This window comes from Pseudomonas monachiensis (genome assembly GCF_047345015.1).
Taxonomy (GTDB): Bacteria; Pseudomonadota; Gammaproteobacteria; order Pseudomonadales; family Pseudomonadaceae; genus Aquipseudomonas; species Aquipseudomonas monachiensis.
The window spans coordinates 5887265-5905014 of record NZ_CP178857.1; the positions used below are offsets into that span (position 1 = coordinate 5887265).

General features: G+C 59.8%; 14 protein-coding genes. 5 read left to right on the top strand and 9 right to left on the bottom strand.

Translation table 11 applies throughout. From position 1 onward, the window contains the following. The first annotated feature begins 94 nt into the window (after window positions 1-94). On the top strand, window positions 95-847 hold the full coding sequence (locus ACMDB8_RS26550; RefSeq protein ID WP_056726432.1) for a DUF2059 domain-containing protein: 753 nt from the start codon (window positions 95-97) through the stop codon (window positions 845-847). A 76-nt stretch (window positions 848-923) separates the two neighbouring features. Here ACMDB8_RS26550 and ACMDB8_RS26555 read toward each other — a convergent pair whose 3' ends face one another. Continuing rightward, window positions 924-1871 carry an alpha/beta hydrolase gene (locus tag ACMDB8_RS26555; RefSeq protein WP_056726431.1) on the bottom strand — a complete coding sequence of 316 codons (948 nt, stop codon included), beginning with the start codon at window positions 1869-1871 and terminating at the stop codon, window positions 924-926. A 96-nt stretch (window positions 1872-1967) separates the two neighbouring features. Between ACMDB8_RS26555 and ACMDB8_RS26560 the strand changes: the two genes are divergently transcribed. Both ACMDB8_RS26560 and ACMDB8_RS26565 read left to right on the top strand, forming a co-directional pair. Next, a complete protein-coding gene (locus tag ACMDB8_RS26560; RefSeq protein WP_409078178.1) occupies window positions 1968-2549 on the top strand; it encodes a DUF6436 domain-containing protein in 582 nt (193 codons plus the stop codon). A 103-nt stretch (window positions 2550-2652) separates the two neighbouring features. After that, window positions 2653-5052: a penicillin acylase family protein gene (locus ACMDB8_RS26565; protein WP_223541307.1), complete on the top strand. Its 2400-nt coding sequence runs from the start codon at window positions 2653-2655 to the stop codon at window positions 5050-5052. A gap of 144 nt (window positions 5053-5196) precedes the next feature. Here ACMDB8_RS26565 and ACMDB8_RS26570 read toward each other — a convergent pair whose 3' ends face one another. Then, the gene (locus tag ACMDB8_RS26570; RefSeq protein WP_223541306.1) at window positions 5197-6162 is read right to left on the bottom strand and encodes a GlxA family transcriptional regulator; all 966 of its coding nucleotides are present in this window, start codon (window positions 6160-6162) and stop codon (window positions 5197-5199) included. Window positions 6163-6433: 271 nt separating this feature from the next. On the opposite strand from ACMDB8_RS26570, the gene ACMDB8_RS26575 reads away from it, so the two are divergent. Next, window positions 6434-7075: an HD domain-containing protein gene (locus ACMDB8_RS26575; RefSeq protein WP_056726427.1), complete on the top strand. Its 642-nt coding sequence runs from the start codon at window positions 6434-6436 to the stop codon at window positions 7073-7075. A gap of 142 nt (window positions 7076-7217) precedes the next feature. Here ACMDB8_RS26575 and ACMDB8_RS26580 read toward each other — a convergent pair whose 3' ends face one another. The 7 genes from ACMDB8_RS26580 to ACMDB8_RS26610 all read right to left on the bottom strand — a co-directional run bounded on the left by ACMDB8_RS26580 (window position 7218) and on the right by ACMDB8_RS26610 (window position 15607). Beyond that, window positions 7218-8108, bottom strand: a complete 891-nt coding sequence (locus ACMDB8_RS26580) for an ABC transporter permease subunit (protein WP_056726426.1) — start codon at window positions 8106-8108, stop codon at window positions 7218-7220. Next, on the bottom strand, window positions 8105-8986 hold the full coding sequence (locus ACMDB8_RS26585) for an ABC transporter permease subunit (RefSeq protein WP_172435394.1): 882 nt from the start codon (window positions 8984-8986) through the stop codon (window positions 8105-8107). Before ACMDB8_RS26585 ends, ACMDB8_RS26580 begins: the two co-directional genes overlap by 4 nt. A gap of 35 nt (window positions 8987-9021) precedes the next feature. Continuing rightward, window positions 9022-10164: an ABC transporter ATP-binding protein gene (locus ACMDB8_RS26590; protein WP_008048747.1), complete on the bottom strand. Its 1143-nt coding sequence runs from the start codon at window positions 10162-10164 to the stop codon at window positions 9022-9024. A 73-nt stretch (window positions 10165-10237) separates the two neighbouring features. Then, window positions 10238-11335, bottom strand: a complete 1098-nt coding sequence (locus ACMDB8_RS26595) for a polyamine ABC transporter substrate-binding protein (protein ID WP_056726424.1) — start codon at window positions 11333-11335, stop codon at window positions 10238-10240. Between the two features lie 188 nt (window positions 11336-11523). Beyond that, window positions 11524-12636 (bottom strand): polyamine ABC transporter substrate-binding protein, encoded by a 1113-nt coding sequence (locus ACMDB8_RS26600; RefSeq protein ID WP_056726423.1) that lies wholly within the window; start codon window positions 12634-12636, stop codon window positions 11524-11526. Between the two features lie 188 nt (window positions 12637-12824). Further along, complete coding sequence (locus ACMDB8_RS26605) at window positions 12825-14189, bottom strand: aspartate aminotransferase family protein (RefSeq protein WP_056726422.1); 1365 nt, start codon at window positions 14187-14189, stop codon at window positions 12825-12827. 59 nt (window positions 14190-14248) lie between these two features. Further along, window positions 14249-15607 (bottom strand): glutamine synthetase family protein, encoded by a 1359-nt coding sequence (locus ACMDB8_RS26610; protein WP_056726421.1) that lies wholly within the window; start codon window positions 15605-15607, stop codon window positions 14249-14251. Between the two features lie 667 nt (window positions 15608-16274). Between ACMDB8_RS26610 and ACMDB8_RS26615 the strand changes: the two genes are divergently transcribed. Beyond that, window positions 16275-17651, top strand: a complete 1377-nt coding sequence (locus ACMDB8_RS26615) for a glutamine synthetase family protein (protein ID WP_046039110.1) — start codon at window positions 16275-16277, stop codon at window positions 17649-17651. The last annotated feature ends 99 nt before the right edge of the window (window positions 17652-17750 follow it).

Here is a 17750-nt window from a genome sequence, read left to right on the forward strand (position 1 = left end):
CGGAAATCCGACAGAGCCGCGCAGCGGGTTGATACGAATTCTCGACAAGCAGGAGTGCCGCACGGAGAATAGTCGCCTGCTGACAGGAGTCCCTATGCGCCGTTTGCTTTTATCACTGCTGATGTTCTGCGTTATGCCCGCCTGGGCAGACGGCCATGACCTGTTGTACAAGGTCGCCGGCTGGCCGGAACAACGCGCGCATTTCAGCGACGCCCTCTCGGCCGCTCAGCAACGCTACCAGGGCAGCCTGCCTCCAGCGGTATTTCAGGCACTGGTCAGTAACAGCAATCAGCGTTTTTCCGCCCAGGCCATGGACCAGCGCGCCGAAGCGCAATTGCGCAAGAACCTCGCCAACCCCAAGCCCGCGCTGACGTTTTTCCAGTCACCCCTGGGCAAGAAAGTCGTCGCCGCCGAGCTGCTGGCGACCCGTCGCGACCAACTGGCGAAAAACGCCAAGGGCCTGCCGAAGATGCAGGCCAGTGACAGCCGCATGCTGATCATCGGCCACCTGGCACAAGCCCTGCCCGCACGCGAGGCCGGCGCGGAAGTCAGCCTGGCGATTGCTGGCGTCGCCGCCGACAGCTTGAGTTCGATGATCCCCGGGTTGCTCGGTGCCGGTCAGGCCCAAGGCATGCTCAACGGCCAACGCCAGCGCCTGATGGACCAGATCGGCAGCGACCTGAACAACACGCTGCTGTATGTCTATCGCGACCTGTCGGACAACGAACTGGAAGAGTTCGCGACCTTTGCTGAATCTTCGGAAGGCCAGGCTTATTATCAAGCCGCATTGGCAGCAATCCGGGCAGGGTTGGCGGTGGGGCAGAGTAATTCGAACCTGACCCAGTAAAAAAGATCGCAGCCTTCGGCAGCTCCTACAAACGTTCGGTAGGAGCTGCCGAAGGCTGCGATCTTTCGATCTTGACTCATCGATATTGCCGGCTCATCCGCCTGGTCAAGAACCCGAAATACTCCTCTCGCATCACCAGCGTCTCATTCGCCAGATGATGCCGCGCCTCGGGAAGCATCAGCACCTGCGGCCGATCAAACTTGCCCCGCAACACTTCCAGGTTGTGTTCCCAATCCACCGTCATGTCGGCCTGCCCCTGCACGATCAGCGGCCGGCGGGCACTCACGGGAGCGGCCTCGATGCGCTTGATCCAGCGCGCCAATGCGCCCACCCAGGCCGTCGGCAGACGCAGCGGCTGCAACGGATCGGCTTGCAGGAACGGCAGAAAGGCCGGGTCGCTGGAGTTCTCGCTGAAACGTCGGGCGATGGCTTTGACGAAAGGCTTGAGCAGGTAATAACTCAGCTGCGACCAACCCCACGCCCGCGGCCGCACCAGCGGCGACAGCAGAATCACCTGCCCCTGGGCCGGGCTGCTCGCCCCCGCATTCAACACATGATCGATCACGATCGCCCCGCCGGTGCTCTGCCCGCACAGGTGCCACGGCTGCGGCAGGTCGAGAGACTGCGCCTCACTGAACAGACCTTGCAGCGTGTCCTGGTACTCGGCGAAATCCTTGATGCTCGCCCGTTCGCCACTGGACAAGCCATGCCCCGGCAAGTCGCAGGCAATCACCGCAAAGCCCTGGTCCAGCGCCCATTCGATCACATGCCGGTAGAGCCCGGTGTGGTCGTAGAAACCGTGGATGACAAACAACGTCGCCTTTGCCCGCTCGGGCCACCAGAACTGGCTGACCAGCTCATAACCGTCGACCTCGAATCGCCCAAGGCCACTGCGCACCTGACGCGAGGCAAAATCCAGCCCGTAGAATCGCTGGTAAGCCTGCGCCTGCGCCGACAACGGCTGCCCGGCCGCCAATGGCAGCAGGCTTGCACGTAGAAAATCAGGGTCGAAAGTAGCCGGCATGGACGATTCCAGAACGTGAAACGGACTTTATAGGCCTGCGATATTCATCTGTCGCGGCAAGCATGGCAAGCTAGCCGACCTTCGAGGATTGAACCGATGCGCTCGCCCCTTCGCGCCACCCTGTTTGCCAGCCTGCTCGCCGTGGTGTGTGCCGGCGCATTGTGGGCGGCCTACGACTGGTTCCAGGGGCGTTACCTGCGGGCGTTCAGCGAGCACACCGCGATGTTTTCCGGCGATCCGCTGCGCCTTCCCGAATCCCTCGCCGGCCCTGGCGCCATCCGCCTGGTGCACTTCTGGGACCCGGCCTGCCCGTGCAATGTCGGCAACCAACAACACCTGACCGAACTGGTCGAGCGCTACATTCCCCATGGCGTGGAATTCTATGCCGTGCAAAAACCCGGCAGCCACGGCCAATTGCCGGGCACCTTGAGCAGCCTGAAAACCATCGACGTCCTGCCCGGCTCCGAACAGATCCCCGCCAGCCCGGCCGTGGCGATCTGGGATCGCAGCGGCAAACTGGCGTATTTCGGCCCCTACAGCGAAGGCCTGACCTGCAATTCGAGCAACAGCTTTATCGAACCGATCCTGCAAGCGCTGGATGAGGGACGTGCGGTGAGTGCCACGCACACACTGGCGGTGGGGTGTTACTGCCCGTGGCTTGTCGAGCCAAGCAAATAGGGAAAGACGCAGTAATACGAATCCCTCCTACGGGCGATGCGCCAAATCGGCGCAACGTGTTACACAGTGGCGCCAGGAATCACAATAACAACAAGGAGTCTCCATGAAACGCAGCCTGACCGCTCTCGCTCTGTTGATCGTCATGCTGGCCGCCGGGGCCGGTTGGTACCTCTACAGCAAGCAGCCGTCACGCCAGGGCATGATGGAACTGCAACACCTGCAAGGCTCCGTCACCGTGCGCTACGACGAGCGCGGCGTCCCGCACATCCGCGCCGACAACGAAACCGACCTGTACCGTGCCCTCGGCTATGTGCATGCCCAGGACCGCCTGTTCCAGATGGAAGTCCTGCGTCGCCTGGCCCGTGGCGAACTGGCCGAAGTGCTGGGGCCGAAACTGCTCGATACCGACAAACTGATGCGCAGCCTGCGCATTCGCGAACGTGCCGAAACCTACTTGGCGAATCTCGACAAGCAGTCGCCCTCCTTCATCGCCATGCAAGCCTATCTGGACGGCATCAACCAGTATCAGGACAGCCACGCCAAACCCGTGGAGTTCGATGTGCTGGGCATTCCAAAACGCCCGTTCACGGCCCAGGACACCATCAGCATCGCCGGCTACATGGCCTACAGTTTTGCCGCGGCATTTCGTACCGAACCCTTGCTGACATTCGTGCGCGATCAACTGGGGCCTGAATACCTGAACATCTTCGATCTCGACTGGCAGCCAAAGGGCGTGCTCAACGGGACCGGCACACCCTTGGCCAGCGCCGACTGGAAAGACCTCAACGCCCTCGCCCGCCTGAGCGAGCAAGCCCTGGCTGACAACGGCCTGCCACAGTTCGAGGGCAGCAACGCCTGGGTCGTCGCGGGCAGCCGGACCCAAAACGGCAAGCCGTTGCTGGCGGGTGATCCGCATATCCGTTTTTCCGCGCCGTCGGTGTGGTACGAAGCACAGCTCTCGGCGCCGGGCTTTGAACTCTACGGCCACTATCAGGCCCTGATGCCGTTTGCCTCCCTGGGCATGAACAGCGACTTCGGCTGGAGCATCACCATGTTCCAGAACGACGACCTCGACCTGATCGCCGAGAAGGTCAACCCGGACAACCCCAATCAGGTCTGGTATCGCGGCAAATGGGTGGACATGACGACCAGCGAGCAGCAGATCGCGGTCAAGGGCCAGGCGCCAGTCACCCTGGTGTTGCGCCAGTCGCCCCACGGCCCGATCGTCAACGATGCCTTGGGCAGCGGCGCCGGCAAAACGCCGATTGCCATGTGGTGGGCGTTTCTCGAAAGCCAGAACCCGATCCTGGAGGGCTTCTACCAGCTCAATCGCGCCGACACCCTGGCCAAGGCCCGCAGTGCCTCGGCAAAAATCCAGGCCCCGGGCCTGAACGTTGTCTGGGCCAATGCCAAGGGTGACATCGGCTGGTGGGCGGCGGCGCAATTGCCTAAACGCCCGACGGGTGTACGCCCGTGGTTCATCCTCGACGGCAGCACCGCCGAGGCGGACAAGGACGGCTTTTACCCGTTCACGGCCAACCCCCAGGAAGAAAACCCGGCCCGGGGCTACATCGTCTCGGCCAACTTCCAGCCAGTGTCGCCGACCGGCATGGAGATTCCCGGCTACTACAACCTTGCCGATCGCGGCCAGCAACTCAATCGCCAGCTCAGTGACAAAGCGGTCAAATGGGACCTGGAAAACAGCCAGAAGCTGCAACTGGGCACCACCACCGCCTACGGCCCGCGCCTGTTGGCACCACTGTTGCCAGTATTGCGCGAAGTGGTGAGCGATCCCGCCGAGCTCAAACTGGTGGAGCAACTGGCCCAGTGGCAAGGCGATTACCCCCTCGACTCGACCAGCGCCACGCTGTTCAACCAGCTCCTGTTCAACCTGGCTGACGCGACGATGCGCGATGAACTGGGTAACGACTTCTTCGAAACGCTGCTCTCGACCCGGGTGATCGACGCCGCGCTCCCCCGCCTGGCCGCCAGCGCCGATTCACCGTGGTGGGACAACCGCAGCACCCTCGGCAAGGAAACCCGTGCCGATACGGTGAAGGCCGCCTGGCAAGCCAGCCTCGCGCACCTCAAGAGCACACTCGGCGCCGACGCCTCGCAATGGCAGTGGGGCAACGCGCACACGTTGACCCACGGCCATCCGCTGGGGCAGCAAAAGCCGCTGGACCTGTTCTTCAATGTCGGCCCCTTCGCCGCACCGGGCAGCCATGAAGTGCCCAACAACCTCTCGGCGAAAATTGGCCCGGCACCCTGGCCCGTCACTTATGGCCCCTCGACCCGACGCCTGATCGACTTCGCCGACCCGACCCACAGCCTGACCGTCAACCCGGTCGGCCAGAGCGGCGTACTGTTCGACAGTCACTATGATGATCAGGCCGAGGCCTACATCGAGGGGATGTACTTCCAGGCGCATCTCAATGATGAAGAAGTCACGGCCAACACGCGCAGTACGTTGAAGCTGTTGCCGGCGCGGGCTGTGCCATAGATTTTGCTGGCTGGACTGGCCTCATCGCGAGCAAGCTCGCTCCCACAGGGATCTGTGTCGAACACAAATTGTGTGAACACCAGAGAACCCTGTGGGAGCGGGCTTGCCCGCGAAGGGTCCCTCACAGGCAATAAAAATGTCAGCTCAAACCATCGCCGCAAAATTCAACCTGAACTGCTGCGGCGTCACCCCCAATCTACGATTGAACACACTGCGCATATGCTGGGCATCGCGAAAGCCGCATTGATAGGCCACGGTCTTGAGCGGCGCGCGGGTACTTTCCAGCAGCGTCCTCGCCGCATCCACTCGCGCACGCTCGACGAACTCGGCCGGGGTGATTTTCGCTTCCCTGGCAAACACCCGGGAGAAGTTCCGCGCGCTCATGTTGGCGGCATTGGCCAGGTCGGCGATCGTCAGGTCGCCCGTCAGGTTGGCCAGCACGTAATGCTGCACCATCGCCACCGCTGAATCCGTTTCGGCGTGCGGCGTGAGGAACGGACTGAATTGCGACTGCCCGCCCGAACGCTGGGTAAACACCACCAGCCGCTTGGCGACATTCAGCGCCACTTCCGACCCGTGATCCCGACCCAACAGATACAGCGACAGATCGATACCCGCGGTGACCCCGGCCGAGGTGAACAGCTCGCCGTCCTCGACATACAGTCGATCCGCCTCCACCCGGGACGTGGGACACAACACCGCCAGATCCGATGCGTCCTGCCAGTGCGTGGTGACCGTGCGCCCCTCCAGCAATCCGGCCCGGGCGAGCATGAACGCGCCATTGCAGATCGAGCCAAAGCGCTTGGCCCGGGCACAGGCATCGCGCAACCAGCCATCGAATGCCATACCGAAACTCATGAACGGCAACTGCGGCCCGCCGGCCACCAGCAACAGGTCGTATGGCTCCAGCGCCTCGCTGAAATGCCGATGGGCATTGAGTGCCAAACCGTTGGAGCACGCCATCATCCCGCGCTCGACGCCGATCACCTCCAGACGATAGTGATCCTGCGGGGTAAGGAAGCGATTGGCCTCGGAAAACACATCCATGGGACCGGTGACATCCAGTGACTGGACGCCGGCGAACACCACGATGGCTACGGTTTTCTGCATGGTTCAAGTTCATCCTCAACGTTGAAAAAAGATCGCAGCCTTCGGCAGCTCCTACAGGTGAGCGCAATGCCATGTAGGAGCTGTCGAAGGCTGCGATCTTTTCTAGCTGCTCACCAGCAACCCTAGCCAATCCACACATAACAAGCGAGGTTGGCGCGATATGCACGCTCATTGGCCTGGATCGCAGCCATGGATCGATTGTCCGGTCTCGGGGGCCGGAACAGACTGAAACCCTCAGCGCCGCCAAGGCGTTCACGACGAGGAAAACTCCATGAGCAGCACCATCGCCGGCATCCAGATCCCCGACAGCGCACTGGCCAGGGCCACCACCGAATACATTCGCGACATCGAGTCCGACCTGCTCTACCACCACTCGCGCCGGGTCTTCCTGTTCGGCGCACTGAGCGGTGAGCGCAAGCGACTGGCCTACAACCCGGAGTTGCTGTACGTCGGCGCGATGTTCCATGACCTGGGCCTGGTGCAAGGTTATCGCAGCGACAACGAGCGCTTCGAAGTCGATGGTGCCAACGCTGCAGCGGCGTTCCTCAAGCCCTACGGGTTGAGCGATGACGACATCGAACAGGTCTGGCTATCGATTGCCCTGCACACCACGCCGGGCGTGCCCCGGCATTTGCGGCCCACCGTGGCGCTGGTCACGGCTGGCGTCGAGATGGACGTGCTGGGCATGGACTACGCAGCGTTTTCCAGCGTGCAGCGCGAAGCGGTGGTGCATGCGCATCCACGGGGCGAAGGGTTCAAGGAGTGCATCATCTGCGCGTTTGCCGATGGCTTGCGCCATCGTCCGCAGACCACGTTTGGTAATGTGAAAGCCGATGTGCTGGCGGATCAGGAGCCGGGGTTCAAGCCGATGAACTTCGTCGAGGTCATCCGCAAATCGCCCTGGGTCGCATGAGCAAATGTGGGAGCGGGCTTGCTCGCGAAGGGGTCGTGTCAGTCGACATCCACATTGACTGACACACCGCTTTCGCGAGCAAGCCCGCTCCCACATTTTGAATCGGGGTGACCACATTGTTGTGGTCACCCCTGGTTCAGACTCAAGCCGCTTCCGGTGCCTGTGCGCGACGCACGTCCGGTTGCTTCCACGAGTCGGCTGCCGCTTCTTCGATCGCCTGCTGGATCGCACGACGACGGCTTTCTTCGGCACGACGGCTGAAGAACCAGACCAGGAAAGTCACGATCGACACCGCCAGCAGGATCAGGCTGGCCACGGCGTTGATCTCGGGCTTGACCCCCAGACGCACCGCCGAGAACACTTCCATCGGCAGGGTCGTGGAACCCGGGCCCGACACGAAACTCGCCAGCACCAGGTCATCGAGGGACAATGCGAAGGACATCATCCCGCCCGCCGCCAACGACGGTGCGATCATCGGGATGGTGATCAGGAAGAACACCTTCCACGGCCGTGCACCGAGGTCCATGGCCGCCTCTTCGATGGACAGGTCCAGCTCGCGCAAGCGCGCCGAAACCACCACCGCCACATAGGCCGCACAGAACGTGGTGTGGGCGATCCAGATGGTGACGATGCCGCGTTCCTGCGGCCAGCCGATCATCTGCGCCATGGCCACGAACAGCAGCAACAGCGACAGACCGGTGATCACCTCAGGCATCACCAGCGGCGCGGTGACCAGGCCACCGAACAGGGTACGGCCCTTGAAGCGCGTAATGCGCGTCAGGACGAACGCCGCCAGTGTGCCCAATGCCACCGCCGCCACCGCCGTGTAGCAGGCAATTTCCAGCGAACGCACCACCGAACCCATCAGTTGGCTGTTGTCGAGCAGGCCGACGTACCACTTGATCGACCAGCCGCCCCACACCGTTACCAGTTTCGAGGCGTTGAACGAGTAGATCACCAGGATCAGCATCGGCAGGTAGATGAACAACAGACCCAGTACCAGCATCAGGCTGGAGAAACGGAAGCGCTTCATTCTTTACCCTCCATTTCCTTGGCCTGACTGCGGTTGAACAGGATAATCGGCACAATCAGGATCGCCAGCATCACTACCGCCAGGGCAGACGCCACCGGCCAGTCACGGTTGTTGAAGAACTCTTGCCAGAGCACTTTACCGATCATCAGGGTTTCCGGACCGCCGAGCAGTTCCGGGATCACGAACTCGCCCACCACCGGGATGAACACCAGCATGCAGCCGGCGATGATGCCGTTTTTCGACAGCGGCACGGTGATTTTCCAGAAGCTGTTGAAGGTGCTCGAACCCAGGTCCGACGCAGCTTCCAGCAGGCTCTGGTCGTGCTTCACCAGGTTGGCGTACAGCGGCAGGATCATGAACGGCAGGTAGGAATAAACCACGCCGATGTAGACCGCCAGGTTGGTGTTGAGGATCTGCAGCGGCTCGTCGATCCAGCCCATGCTCATCAGGAACCCATTGAGCAGGCCGTTGTTGCTGAGGATGCCCATCCACGCGTAAACGCGGATCAGGATCGCAGTCCAGGTCGGCATCATGATCAACAGCACCAGCACCGTCTGCACTTCCTTGCGGGCAACGGAGATGCCGTAGGCCATCGGGTAGCCGATCACCAGGCAGAGGATGGTGCTGAACAGCGCCATCTTCAGCGAGCCGAGATATGCGGCGATGTACAGCTCGTCACCGGCCAGCATCGCGTAGTTGCCCAGGTTAAGCAGCAACTGCAGCTTCTGCTCGGCGTAGCTGTAGATTTCGGTGTAGGGCGGAATGGCCACGTCCGCTTCTGCGAAGCTGATCTTCAGTACGATGAAGAACGGCAGCATGAAGAACAGGAACAGCCAGATGAAGGGAACCCCGATGACCATTTGACGGCCACCGGGAATTATTCGATTGAGTCGACGCTTGAGTTTGCGCATGTTCATGAGCGAAGCACCACGCCGCTGTCGTCTTCCCAGTACACGTAGACCTGATCACCCCAGGTCGGACGCTGCCCGCGACGCTCGGCGTTGGCCACGAACGACTGCACCAGCTTGCCGCTTGGCAGTTCGACGTAGAACACCGAGTGCCCGCCCAGGTAGGCGATGTCGTGCACCTTGCCGCTGGACCAGTTGTACTGGCAGGTCGGCATGTCGGCGGTGACCAGCAGTTTTTCCGGACGGATCGCGTAGGTGACCGACTTGTCCTGCACCGAAGTGCTGATGCCGTGGCCGACGTAGATCTGGCGATCCAGGTCTTTGCAGGTAATGATCGCGTGGCCTTCGGCGTCGTCGATCACTTCGCCTTCGAAGATGTTCACGTTACCGATGAATTCGCAGACCAGGCGACTGGTCGGGGTTTCGTAGATGTCGATCGGGCTGCCGATCTGGGCGATCCAGCCCAGGTGCATGATCGCGATGCGCTCGGCCATGGTCATGGCCTCTTCCTGGTCGTGGGTCACCATGACGCAGGTCACGCCGACGCGCTCGATGATCTCCACCAGCTCCAGCTGCATTTGCGAACGCAGCTTCTTGTCCAGTGCGCCCATCGGTTCGTCGAGCAGCAGCAGCTTCGGACGCTTGGCCAGGGAACGGGCCAGGGCCACACGCTGACGCTGACCGCCGGACAATTGATGCGGCTTGCGCTTGGCGTACTGGCTCATCTGCACCAGCTTGAGCATTTCGGCCACGCGGGCGTCGACTTCTGCCGCGGGAATCTTGTCCTGCTTGAGGCCGAAAGCGATGTTCTGCGCCACGGTCATGTGCGGGAACAGAGCGTAGGACTGGAACATCATGTTGATCGGCCGCTCGTAGGGCGGCATGTCTGTGATGTCTACGCCATCGAGGAAAATGCGTCCCTCCGTGGGCCGTTCGAAACCTGCGAGCATGCGCAGCAAAGTGGATTTGCCCGATCCCGAACCGCCGAGCAGGGCGAAAATTTCGCCTTTCTTGATTTCCAGGGACACATCGTCCACGGCAATCGTCTCGTCGAACTTCTTCGTGACCCGGTCGATTTTGACCAGCACCTGTTTAGGTTGCTGGTCGCCCTCGAGGGCTTTCTTATAGGCGCCGGAGGCAACTGCCATTTACGAAACTCCCAGAAAAAAAGAGTGCAGTTCGCTCAAGGTGAGCCAACCTTGGATAGTTTGAGCCTTGAGGCTATTTACCCGACTTGACCTTGGTCCAGCTGCGGGTCATCAAACGTTGAATATTCGGCGGTAACTCGATCGACACGTAGGTCTTGTCGAGCACCTCTTGCGGTGGATAAACCGCTTCGTCGGTGCGAATGGACTGTTCCATCAGTTTGTCCGACCCCGGGTTAGGGTTGGCATAGCCGACGTAATCGCTGACCTGGGCAATCACCTCAGGCTTGAGCAAATAGTTGATGAAGGCGTGGGCTTGTTTGACGTTGGCCGAGTCCTTCGGAATCGCCAGCATGTCGAACCAGAGTGCACCGCCCTCTTTCGGAATCGAGTAGGCAATGTTCACGCCTTTCTTGGCTTCTTCGGCGCGGTTCTTGGCCTGGAAGATGTCACCGGAGAAACCGATCGCCACGCAGATATCGCCGTTGGCCAGATCCGCGATGTACTTGGAGGAGTGGAAGTAGGTCACGTAAGGCCGTACTGCGAGCAACTTCTCTTCGGCCTTTTTGTAATCTTCAGGGTTAGTGCTGTTGGCATTCAGGCCCATGTAGTTGAGCACTGTCGGCATCATTTCATCGGCGGAATCGAGAAACGCGACGCCACAACTTTGCAGCTTCTTGATGTTCTCCGGCTCGAACAGCACGCCCCACGAATCAATCGTATCGACGCCCAGCACAGCCTTGACCTTGTCGACGTTGTAACCGATGCCGTTGGTGCCCCACAGGTACGGCACGGCGTACAGGTTGCCCGGATCGTTCTGCTCCAGGCGCTTGAGCAGCACCGGGTCGAGGTTCGAATAGTTCGGCAGCTGAGACTTGTCGAGCTTCTGGAATGCTCCGGCCTTGATCTGTTTGCCGAGGAAGTGGTTCGACGGCACGACCACGTCGTAGCCGGTACGCCCGGCCAGCAATTTACCTTCCAGGGTTTCGTTGGAATCGAAGACGTCATAAACCGGCTTGATACCGGTTTCTTTCTGGAAGTCGGCCAGGGTGGTCTCGCCGATGTAGTCCGACCAGTTATAAATATGCACGGTACCGGCGGCCTGGGCACTGACAGCCAGCGTCAACCCGGCGCCCGCCAGCATGGCATTGCGCAACAAAGAAAAAATAGGCAAGTGGAGGTCCTCTGAAATTAGTTGGGCCCAAGTTGCCCCGTGTTACATGACAACCGTGGTTGCCCGGCAACAAAACCGGCGCGCAACTTACCCTCGAAAAACCGTTCCAGCAAAACTTTCTGTCATTTAATTACACCTGTTGTCGCCACCGCGCGGGTGGCGACAACAGGTTGTTGCATAAAACCGGCTTATTTACCGGATTTGATCTTGGTCCAGCTGCGGGTCATGATCCGCTGCGTCGCGGCCGGCAAGTCGGCAATCGCGTACAACTTGGCGAGCACGTCCGCCGGTGGGTAAACGCCCGGGTCGCTGGTGATGTCTTTATCGACCAACGCAGTTGCAGCCGCGTTACCGTTCGGGAAGCGCACGGCGTTGGTGATTTCAGCCATGATTTCCGGCTTCTGCAGGAAGGTCATGAACTTGTAGGCGCCTTCGACGTTTTCGGCATCTTTAGGGATGGCGACCATGTCGTAGAAGCTGCCGGCACCTTCTTTTGGAATGTTGTAGCTGACTTTCACCTTGCCACCGGCTTCTTCCGCGCGGGACTTGGCCTGGTAAATGTCACCCGAGTAACCCACAGCCACGCAGATGTTGCCGTTGGCCAGGTCGGAGATGTACTTGGACGAGTGGAAGTAACCTACCGAAGGGCGGATTTTCAGGAACAGCGCTTCGGCTTCGGCCAGTTGTTTCTTGTCCTGGCTGTCGGTTGGATAGCCCAGGTAGTGCAACGCCACCGGAATCATCTCGGTTGGCGAATCGAGGAAGCTGATGCCGCACGATTTCAACTTCGCGGCGTTTTCAGGTTTGAACAGCAGGTCCCAGGAGTTGGTCGGCGCGTCGGCACCCAGCGCAGCCTTGACCTTCTCGGGGTTGAAGCCGATACCGATCGAACCCCACATGTACGGGAAGGCGTGTTCGTTGCCCGGGTCGCTCACGGAAACGGCCTTGAGCAGGTCGGTGTTCAGGTTCTTCCAGTTAGGCAGCTTGGACTTGTCCAGCTTCTGGTAGACGCCAGCCTTGATCTGCTTGGCCAGGAAGTTGTTCGACGGTACAACGATGTCGTAACCGGACTTGCCTGCCAGCAACTTGGCTTCCAGGGTTTCGTTGCTGTCGAAGACGTCATAGACAACCTTGATGCCCGACTCGTCTTCAAACTTCTTGACGGTATCCGGTGCGATGTAGTCGGACCAGTTGTACACGTGCAGTACTTTGTCATCGGCCTGAACCGCGCCCGCCATCAAACCCATCACGGACATGGCAAGGAGGGTCTTGCCAGCGAGCTTTTTACCTAGTGCCTTCATGCGTAATGCTCCAAATTTTTCTTTTTTGAACCACTTGTTCAGCGACCGAACCCGGGCAACTGGAACCGCGGCTAGTCTGGCAAGATCCACATCGGTCTTTCAAGGAACGGCCACGCTTTCTGACCAGTTCCGAGCGAAAGTTCCTGGTTCATTTGCAGAACTTTGGACTTCCGCTCAGAGCCTAGCACTTAGCCCTGCAATGCACTCAGGGTCAGGTCAAGACACTTGCGAGCCTTGGTCACCAGTTCATCGATTTCCGCCGGTGTAATCACCAGTGGCGGAGCGATGATCATGGTGTCGCCGACGGCGCGCATGATCAGGCCGTTATCGAAGCAGAACTGACGGCAGATCATGCCGACGCCCTTGCCTTCGTAGCGCTTGCGCGTGGCCTTGTCCTGGACCAGTTCGATGGCCCCCAGCAGACCCACGCCACGAACTTCACCCACCAGCGGGTGATCGTTCAGTTCCCGCAGACGCTTTTGCAAATACGGTGCCGTTTCTGCATGTACGCGCTCGATGATCTTCTCGTCGCGCATGATGCGGATGTTTTCCAGCGCCACCGCAGCGGCTACCGGGTGACCGGAGTAAGTGAAGCCGTGGTTGAAGTCGCCGCCTTCGTTGAGCACGTCCACCACTTCATCACGCACGATCAGGCCGCCCATCGGGATGTAGCCCGAGGTCAGGCCCTTGGCGATGGTCATCATGTCTGGCTTAAGGTCGTAGAAATCGGCACCGAACCACTCGCCGGTACGACCGAAACCGCAAATCACTTCGTCAGCCACGAACAGGATGTCGTACTTGGCGAGGATTTCCTTGATGCGCGGCCAGTAGGTCTCTGGCGGAATGATCACGCCACCGGCGCCCTGGATCGGCTCGGCAATAAAGGCACCGACGTTGTCGACGCCGACTTCCAGAATCTTTTCTTCCAGCTGGTTGGCCGCCCAGATACCGAATTCTTCCGGGGTCATGTCGCCGCCTTCGGCGAACCAGTACGGCTGGGCGATGTGTACGATACCCGGGATCGGCAAGTCGCCCTGTTCGTGCATGTACGTCATGCCGCCCAGGCTCGCGCCGGCCACGGTGGAACCGTGATAGCCGTTCTTGCGGCTGATGATGACTTTCTTGTTCGGCTGGCCCTTGATCGCCCAGTAGTGACGAACCATACGCAGCATGGTGTCGTTGCCTTCGGAGCCGGAGCCGGTGAAGAACACATGGTTCATGCCTTCTGGCGCGATGTCGGCGATAGCCTTGGCCAGTTCCAGTACCGGTGGGTGCGCAGTCTGGAAGAACAGGTTGTAGTAAGGCAGTTCACGCATCTGTTTACTGGCGGCATCGGCCAGTTCATCGCGACCATAACCAATCGCGACGCACCACAGGCCGGCCATGCCGTCGAGGATCTTGTTGCCTTCGCTGTCCCAGAGGTAAACGCCCTTGGCGTTGGTGATGATCCGCGGGCCTTTCTCTTTCAGCTGCTTGAAGTCGCTGAACGGAGCCAGGTGGTGATCATTGCTCAGGGTTTGCCATTCACGGGTTTGCGGATTGTTGCTGGTCATACGAATCTCCTAAAACAATCAGGTGAAGGCGCCGCCAGGCAGCGGCGGCGCCCGGCGTATCAGACGGCAAAGAGCAGGAATTCCCTTTCCCACGAACTGATCACGCGCTTGAAGTTTTCATGCTCGGCCCGCTTGACCGCAACGTAGCCAGTGATGAAATTTTTGCCCAGGTACCGCTCGATGGTCGCGCTGTTTTCCATGCGTTCCAGTGCGTCTTCGATGGTTAGCGGCAGGCGCAGGTTGCGGCGTTCATAGCCTCGCCCCACCACCGGCGCACTCGGGTTCAGGCCTTCGACCATGCCGATGTAACCGCAGAGCAGGCTCGCGGCAATCGCCAGGTACGGGTTGGCATCGGCGCCCGGCAGGCGGTTTTCCACCCGTCGGTTTTGCGGCCCCGCATCCGGTACCCGCAGGCCCACGGTGCGGTTCTCTTCACCCCACTCCACGTTCACCGGCGCCGAAGTATCAGGCAGGAAGCGGCGGAACGAGTTGACGTTGGGTGCGAACAGCGGCAACAGTTCGGGAATGAGCTTCTGCAGACCACCGATGTGGTGCAGGAACAACTGGCTCATGGTCCCGTCTTCATTGGAGAAGATGTTCTTGCCGGTCTCGATGTCGATGATGCTCTGGTGCAAGTGCATGGCACTGCCCGGCTCGCCGGTCATCGGCTTGGCCATGAAGGTCGCGGCCACGTCGTGCTTGAGCGCGGCTTCGCGCATGGTGCGCTTGAACACCAGGATCTGGTCGGCCAGGGACAGGGCATCGCCGTGACGGAAGTTGATTTCCATCTGCGCCGTGCCGTCCTCGTGGATCAGGGTATCGAGGTCCAGTTCCTGCAATTCGCACCAGTCATAGACGTCTTCGAACAGCGGGTCGAATTCGTTCGCCGCTTCGATGGAGAACGACTGGCGACCGATTTCCGGACGACCGGAACGGCCGATCGGCGGTTGCAGCGGGTAGTCCGGGTCGTCACTGCGCTTGGTCAGGTAAAACTCCATTTCCGGCGCCACGATCGGCTGCCAGCCTTTGTCGGTATAGAGTTTCAGGACTTTCTTGAGCACGTTGCGCGGCGACAGCTCGATCGGGTTGCCTTGCTTGTCGTAGGTATCGTGGATGACGATGGCGGTCGGCTCGATGGCCCACGGCACCAGGTACACCGCACCCTGATCGGGACGGCAGATCATGTCGATGTCGGCCGGGTCGAGCAGCTCGTAATAGATGTCGTCTTCGACGTAATCGCCGGTCACTGTCTGCAACAGCACGCTTTCTGGCAGGCGCATGCCTTTTTCGGCGATGAATTTGTTGGTCGGCGAAATCTTGCCCCGGGTAATCCCGGTCAAGTCGGCGATCATGCATTCGACTTCTGTGATCTTGTGGTTTTTCAACCAATCGGTGAGCTGGTCGAGGTTGTTACTCATAAATGCCTCTAGGCTTGAGTTGTCTGACCCTTTTAAGGTCAGGCGTTGTTTGACGCATCGGCGTCGCGTTGTAGAGCGTTTGCGCGGCAGATTATCGTGCTTGCCGACACGGCTGCAGAAGCCGGGCGTGCAGAATCGCGAGCGGTGCCCTGAACGATGGTCAGGCCGCTATTGTGAATCGGTTCTATATTGAATGGAGTAACCGTAATGGGGGTGCCATCACGACCGTCCAGAATATCGGACGGGGACGGTTGAACCGTCACGGATGGGAGGATCACCAGAACCGCTGAGGCCACGGAACGGACGGACGTGTCATCACTGATGTGATAAACATGCCGACCGACCTGTCTTGAGCAGTCGGTGACGCCGATTATCGGCAGGCGAGACATGAAGCACCCCGGTATTATTGCTGTTATGGGTTTGATTCGAGCTTAGCCTTGTTCATTTTTTTACACAACACCCCCGTAAAAAATACAACACGGCCCGCTCAAGCCTGCGGGCGCCATGGAGGCCAAAGGCATAAAAACGCCCCAAAGTGCCTCAAAAAAGCCACACGGGCGCTTTTTTAGGGCAAAAAAGGCCTCGCTTGACTTCGGCATGCCGTTCGGGTTGACTGGAATCTGAAAAGATCAATGATTGATATTTTTAACAACAAAGGTGTTGCATCATGTCGGTACCCCCGCGTGCCGTTCAGCTTAACGAAGCGAACGCGTTCCTTAAGGAACATCCTGAGGTTCTGTACGTTGACCTTCTGATTGCGGATATGAATGGTGTGGTGCGCGGCAAGCGCATCGAACGCACCAGCCTCCACAAGGTTTACGAGAAAGGCATCAACCTGCCGGCCTCTCTATTTGCTCTGGATATCAATGGCTCGACGGTGGAAAGCACCGGCCTGGGCCTGGACATCGGTGATGCTGACCGAATCTGCTATCCAATTCCCGATACCCTATGCAACGAGCCATGGCAGAAGCGCCCGACCGCGCAACTGCTGATGACCATGCACGAACTCGAAGGCGAACCATTCTTCGCCGACCCGCGTGAAGTGCTGGCCAATGTGGTGCGCAAGTTCGACGAAATGGGCCTGACCATCTGCGCCGCGTTCGAACTGGAGTTCTACCTGATCGACCAGGAGAACGTGAACGGTCGTCCGCAGCCACCGCGCTCGCCGGTTTCCGGCAAACGTCCACACTCGACACAGGTCTACCTGATCGACGACCTCGACGAATACGTCGACTGCCTCCAGGACATTCTGGAAGGTGCCAAAGAGCAAGGCATTCCCGCCGACGCCATCGTCAAGGAAAGTGCCCCGGCGCAGTTCGAAGTGAACCTGCACCACGTGGCTGACCCGATCAAGGCCTGCGACTACGCGGTCCTGCTCAAGCGCCTGATCAAGAACATCGCCTACGACCATGAAATGGACACCACCTTCATGGCCAAGCCTTACCCAGGCCAGGCGGGTAATGGTCTGCACGTCCACATTTCGATTCTCGACAAAGACGGCAAGAATATTTTTGCCAGTGAGGATCCCGAGCAGAACGCCGCACTGCGTCACGCGATCGGCGGTGTGCTCGAGACCCTACCGGCGCAGATGGCTTTTCTCTGCCCGAACGTCAACTCCTACCGTCGTTTCGGCGCACAGTTCTACGTGCCAAACTCGCCGTGCTGGGGCCTGGATAACCGTACTGTGGCGATTCGCGTACCGACCGGTTCTTCCGACGCCGTGCGCATCGAGCATCGTGTAGCCGGCGCCGATGCCAACCCGTACCTGCTGATGGCTTCGGTTTTGGCGGGTGTGCACCACGGCCTGACCAACCAGATCGAGCCTGGCGCCCCGGTCGAAGGCAACAGCTACGAGCAGAACGAGCAGAGCCTGCCGAACAACCTGCGCGATGCACTGCGCGAGCTGGACGACAGCGAAGTCATGGCCAAGTACATCGATCCGAAATACATCGATATCTTCGTCGCGTGCAAAGAGAGTGAGCTGGAGGAGTTCGAACACTCCATCTCCGACCTCGAGTACAACTGGTACCTGCATACCGTTTAATCGGTTGCAGTAAAAAAAACGCCGCCGGCTGTAAAAGCCGGCGGCGTTTTTTTATGGGTGCCATCAAACCCCGTGGCGAGGGAGCTTGCTCCCGCTGGA